Genomic DNA, 1,627 nt, shown 5'->3' on the forward strand with positions numbered 1-1,627 from the left:
CCTCTAGACGATAGGGACGTTGCGAGGTGATAGCTATGTTAAGGACTAAGCTAAGCTTTGTCAAAAGGCTTTTTGCTAAAAATGAATTAACAGATTAAACATTAAACAAGAACAAAGGATTAACGTGATTTCTGATTTTAAACTAGCGTATCCATCAGTTTATAGCATCAGAAATCGACATTAAAACCTCAAATTCCCGTCACTTTACAGGAGTTTAAGCAGTGTGGATTTAATGGTCAGGTGTTTGGGATTCGGCCGGTTGACTGGCTGGAACCGTTTGTTCCGCAGGTGCTTCGGTTTTATCTTCACGGTTGACGATATAGAGGTACAGTGCGGAAGGTGCTAAAATCATTAAAACCAGTAAGATCTTTTTTAACATGACACAAATGCAAGAGATGAAATTGCAGTAATTATAGCCTAAGCAAATTAAAAAGAGCACCTGAGTGCTCTTTGTCCATGAGTTAGAATTTAAAAGTGATATCTGCGATAAATTGGCGGCCAATTTCAGAGTACAGTTTGCTTCCACTCACATATAAATTATTGCGGTTAGTAATATTATTTACCGTTAAGCCAAAAATCGCTGAATAATCTTTTGAAACTTTCCAATCATAGGTAGTGCGCACATCCCATGTAAAACGAGGTTTTACATCTTGTAGCGTATAAGTATCGATTTTAACGCCATCATGCACCACTTTGTCAGCAGAGCTCGCTTCTAACACTTGCTCATAGGTGTCTTTATAGCTAAAGAAGTTGGAAATTTTTAAAGGAAGAGAATCAAAGCCAATATTCCACATGACACGTGCAGTAATCGGCTGGTTATAGTTTGATGCAGGACGGTCACCATAAGGCATGATTTTGCCATCATAGGAAATCAGCTCCTGAAGATCTTCTTCGGTAAAGTTTTTCGTATAATCTGGTGCGCTACGGTACACTTCCGAGTAATTGACTGCTAAGCCTAAATCATGTTGAGTGCCTTTAAATTTAAGTGGCTCAATCGTATTAAGTTCGAGTGTGACGGTATCATTTTCGCCATAACCGCTGTTATCAAACTCATAAGAATAAGTAAAATAGTCATTTGGAATATTAGTTCTATTACGGGTGATTTCATCATCATACTGACGATTCACCCATTTTAAGCTGAGATTGGTGTTTTTAAATTGGCTATTAAACCCAAGGACAAATTCATCTGCAAATGGGGTTTTAAGATCCTTGCGGCGTGTATCATTGGCTGAAACTTTTACTTCTTCAACCCATTCAGAATTTTGATCAGCACGGCTGATGTCAAAATCTAATGAGGTCAGATGTTGACGCAAGTCCGTCATATACGTTGGGGCATTATAGTAGCGGTTCCAACCTGAAGTCAGGGTTAATAATTTATTGGAAAAAGGCTGATAACTAATGCTGCTACGTGGTGCAAAGTTAAGATTGTTATTTGATTCATCATAATCAGCACGCACACCTAGACGGGTATTGAGGTTGTTCCAATGAATATTATCTTCTAGATACAAGGCTGCTTGATGATATTGACCAGCAAAGCTGCCTGCTTTGTATACATTACCCTTTTTAAAGTATTGGCCATCAAAGACCGTAGGGACTTTATTGTTCAGGAATACAGCCGTGGTATTTT

1 protein-coding gene and 1 pseudogene are annotated in these 1,627 nt (G+C 38.4%); both read right to left on the reverse strand.

The genetic code is table 11. The features are described from left to right. Positions 1 to 229 precede the first annotated feature (229 nt). The gene (locus tag B4033_RS02875) at positions 230 to 379 is read right to left on the reverse strand and encodes a hypothetical protein (RefSeq protein ID WP_167456609.1); all 150 of its coding nucleotides are present in this window, start codon (positions 377 to 379) and stop codon (positions 230 to 232) included. Between the two features lie 82 nt (positions 380 to 461). Then, positions 462 to 1,627 (reverse strand): annotated as a pseudogene (locus B4033_RS02880) (hypothetical protein); the annotation flags it as partial.

Origin of the sequence: Acinetobacter sp. UBA3132, from assembly GCF_002364825.1 — a bacterium.
Lineage (GTDB): Bacteria > Pseudomonadota > Gammaproteobacteria > Pseudomonadales > Moraxellaceae > Acinetobacter > Acinetobacter schindleri.

Coding starts and splice junctions, on each gene's coding strand:
- B4033_RS02875 (WP_167456609.1), bottom strand. CDS start 379: ATGTTAAAAAAGATCTTACTGGTTTTAATGATTTTAGCACCTTCCGCA.